The organism is Candidatus Thioglobus sp., from assembly GCF_028599055.1.
Taxonomy (GTDB): domain Bacteria; phylum Pseudomonadota; class Gammaproteobacteria; order PS1; family Pseudothioglobaceae; genus Thioglobus_A.
In genome coordinates this window covers 1-3703 of the sequence record NZ_JAQRMS010000115.1, presented here as the reverse complement: position 1 = coordinate 3703, position 3703 = coordinate 1, and the positions used below count along the sequence as shown (strand labels likewise).

Annotated in this window: 4 protein-coding genes; all 4 read left to right on the top strand. The window is 40.0% G+C overall.

Annotated elements, in window-relative coordinates; all coding sequences use genetic code 11:
- The first annotated feature begins 100 nt into the window (after positions 1-100).
- Positions 101-1501, top strand: a complete 1401-nt coding sequence (leuC, locus tag PSN35_RS06530; protein ID WP_300031128.1) for a 3-isopropylmalate dehydratase large subunit — start codon at positions 101-103, stop codon at positions 1499-1501.
- Positions 1501-2115, top strand: a complete 615-nt coding sequence (leuD, locus tag PSN35_RS06525) for a 3-isopropylmalate dehydratase small subunit (protein ID WP_300031125.1) — start codon at positions 1501-1503, stop codon at positions 2113-2115. Before leuC ends, leuD begins: the two co-directional genes overlap by 1 nt.
- 10 nt (positions 2116-2125) lie before the next feature.
- Complete coding sequence (gene ruvA, locus PSN35_RS06520) at positions 2126-2713, top strand: Holliday junction branch migration protein RuvA (RefSeq protein ID WP_300031122.1); 588 nt, start codon at positions 2126-2128, stop codon at positions 2711-2713.
- A gap of 267 nt (positions 2714-2980) precedes the next feature.
- The coding region (locus PSN35_RS06515) for a thioredoxin domain-containing protein (protein WP_300031117.1) at positions 2981-3703 on the top strand (723 nt) is incomplete at its 3' end.

Sequence of the window (3703 nt, the reverse complement as noted above, 5' to 3'; positions counted from 1 at the left end):
TGTTGATCAAATCTTAACTGGCCACAAATACCGCACATAAGTTAGTGTTAGAAAATGTAAAATAGCTATTTTAGCAAGTAATAAATAGGACTAGTAAGTAATGGCTCAAACACTTTACGACAAATTAATGAGTGCCCATGTGGTGCGAGAAGAAGCAACCACTTCGTTGATTTACATCGACAGACAGCTCATTCATGAAGTTACCTCACCGCAAGCCTTTGAGGGTTTGGAGATGGCCGGTAGAAAGCCGTGGCGCCTAGCTGCTAGTATTGCTGTGCCTGATCATAACGTGCCTACAACTGAACGCTCAAGTGGTGTTGCTGGTATTGAAGATCCTATTTCAAAATTACAGATTGAAACTTTAGATAAAAACTGCGATACATTTGGCATTAATGAAATTCAAATGAATGATATTCGCCAAGGCATTGTGCATGTGGTTGGCCCTGAGCAAGGCGCCACTCTGCCAGGCATGAGCATCGTTTGTGGCGACTCCCACACCTCAACCCACGGCGCATTGGGTGCGCTGGCTTTTGGCATTGGCACCTCGGAGGTAGAACATGTGTTAGCCACCGGCTGTTTGTGGCAAGCCAAGTCTAAAAATATGAAAATTGAAGTCAATGGTGACTTACATGAGTATGTCAGCGCTAAAGATATTGCACTATATATTATTGGCCAAATTGGCACTGCTGGCGGCACGGGTTTTGCCATTGAATTTGCTGGCACCACCATTCAAGATTTATCCATTGAAGGGCGTATGACTCTATGCAACATGGCGATTGAAGCTGGTGCGCGCGTTGGCATGGTGGCGGTTGATAACAAAACCCTAGAGTACGTTAAAGGTCGCCCTATGGCACCAACTGGTGATAATTGGGATAAGGCAGTAGAATACTGGAACACACTACATTCTGACGAGGGCGCAGAATTTAATCAAGTCATCACTATTAATGCTCAGGATATTAAACCTCAAGTAACTTGGGGTACCTCGCCTGAAATGGTGATTGCGGTTGATAGCATCACACCCGATCCGGATCAAGAATCTGATTCAGTTAAAGCGGAAAGTATTAAAAACGCCTTAAGTTATATTAATTTAGCCGCCAACACACCAATCAATACTGTGACGATTGATAAAGTCTTTATTGGCTCGTGCACCAACTCACGCATTGAAGATATGCGCGTCGCAGCCAATGTATTAAAGGGTAAGAAGATTGCCAGTAACATTAAACTGGCTTTGGTCGTTCCTGGCTCAGGCTTAATTAAAGCACAAGCAGAAAAAGAAGGCTTGGATAAAATTTTTACCGATGCAGGGTTCGAGTGGCGTGAAGCAGGTTGCTCTATGTGCTTAGCCATGAATGCTGACAAGCTAGAACCTGGTGAGCGTTGTGCCAGTACCTCTAATAGAAATTTTGAAGGACGCCAAGGGCAAGGCTCATTTACCCATTTGGTTAGCCCTGCTATTGCTGCTGCTAGCGCTATTGCTGGTCATTTTTCGGAGGTTAAATAATGGAAAAATTCACCACACTAACATCAATCGCTGCACCACTTGATCGTGCTAATGTAGATACCGATGCCATCATTCCTAAGCAATTTTTAAAATCTATTAAACGTTCTGGCTTTGGCCCAAATTTATTTGATGAATGGCGCTACGAAGATCATGGAGAAGTTGGCATGGATAATGCTAAACGCCCACTAAATAATGACTTTGTATTAAATAAGCCAGAATACCAAGGTGCGCAAATCTTGCTAGCCCGTGAAAATTTTGGCTGTGGCTCATCTCGTGAGCACGCCCCTTGGGCACTAGAAGACTACGGCTTTAAAGCCATCATCGCCCCAAGTTTTGCGGATATTTTTTATAACAACTGCTTTAAAAATGGTATTTTGCCAATCGTGCAAAGTAATGAAGTAATGGACGAGTTGTTTGCTGTTAAGGGTGAAATAACCATCGATCTAGAAACACAAACTATTAGTGCCAATGGCAAAAAATATTCCTTTGAAGTTGACGAGGAGCGAAAACGCCGCCTACTAAATGGATTGGATGATATTGGCTTGACGCTTCAATATTCAGACGATATTAAAACTTTTGAAAAGCAATATTTCAAGACCTATCCTTGGCTATAATCTGTAGATCATGATCGGAAAACTCACTGGAAAAATTTTAGAAAAAAACCCGCCTGAAATCTTGCTTGAGGTTGGCGGTATTGGTTATGAAATTCTATGTCCAATGTCGAGTTTTTACGAGATGGGAAATACAAATAGTCTTTCGTTACATACGCATTTTCACGTTAAAGAAGATGCACAAACACTTTACGGTTTTATTTCTAAAGATGAAAAAACTCTCTTTAGAGAGTTAATTCGCGTTAACGGGGTTGGCCCCAAAGTGGCGCTCGCCATTCTCTCTCATCTTAATATTGCCTCATTGATGAATGCGGTTGCCAACGAGGATGATGCACTATTGGCCAAAACCCCAGGCATTGGTAAGAAAACTGCACAAAAACTCATCGTTGAGCTGAAAGATCGCCTAGCCAAATTAGAGCTACAAGGTGTACAACATCAGCCCATTACCGCCAGCAGCAGCAATCCAAATACACAAAAGGCTTCTCAAGCACTGCAAGCTTTGGGCTTCAAAGTTAAAGAGGCTGAAAAAATGATTGACGCCATTACCGATGACAGTCTTTCTACCGAAGCACTTATTCGTCAAGCACTGCAAAACAAATAAAAAATTCGTAAATTTTGTAAACGAACAAAAAATCTAGCTAAATCTTACCCAAACTAAGTTAAAAAACGCGAAAAAATCTTGTTTTTAATTCGTAAACTCTTGATTTTATCAACTAATTCAATCGATATAGACCTTGCCTATGTCGATTTAGAAAAATTTCCCAAATTATTAAAATCACCCTATAAAGCCTAAGATTGCTATAATAAAAGCATGTTTAGAATACTTATATCTTTGATTTTTTTACCATCACTACTATGGGCGCATCCTATGAGTAATCTAGAGCAGGCTTATGCTGACAAAGGTATGGATTATGTACCTAGAACAAAACACCTTGACGAGCAGGGTCGTGCTAAGTTTGTCAATCACTTAATTTTAGAATCATCGCCCTATTTACTACAACATGCGCATAATCCGGTAAATTGGTATAGCTTCTCAGATGAGGCGTTTGATAAAGCTAAAAAAGAAAATAAACCAATTTTTATCTCTATTGGTTATGCCACTTGTCATTGGTGTCATGTAATGGAAGAGGAGAGTTTTGATGATCTTGAAGTGGCTAATTTTCTTAACAAGCATTTTATTGCTATCAAGGTAGATCGTGAGATTCGACCAGATGTTGACGCTTCATATATGAAAGCAGCTCAATTGATTAGTGGCGATGGAGGCTGGCCACTTAATGTAATAACCCTAGCAGATGGCAAAGTTTTTTTTGCTGGCGTTTATTTTCCAAAAAAAGACTTATTGACAATACTCTCACGTATAAAAAATCTTTGGAAAAATGAGCAAGATAGAATAACAACTCAAGCTAATGATATTAATAAAATATTAAATGCAAATGCAACATTAACAAAAAGCCCAATTAATAAAGACATCTCTGTCCAAGCGTTAGACTCCATATTATCTGAATTTGACGAGCTTGAAGGTGGTTTTGGTAATGCGCCTAAATTTCCAAATGAGTCGATTCTACTATTGCTTATAAATGAACAATTTCGC

What these genes read in the sequence shown, in the direction of transcription:
- leuD (WP_300031125.1), top strand. Translation starts at nt 1,501, where the DNA reads ATGGAAAAATTCACCACACTAACATCAATCGCTGCACCACTTGATCGT.
- leuC (WP_300031128.1), top strand. Translation starts at nt 101, where the DNA reads ATGGCTCAAACACTTTACGACAAATTAATGAGTGCCCATGTGGTGCGA.
- ruvA (WP_300031122.1), top strand. Translation starts at nt 2,126, where the DNA reads ATGATCGGAAAACTCACTGGAAAAATTTTAGAAAAAAACCCGCCTGAA.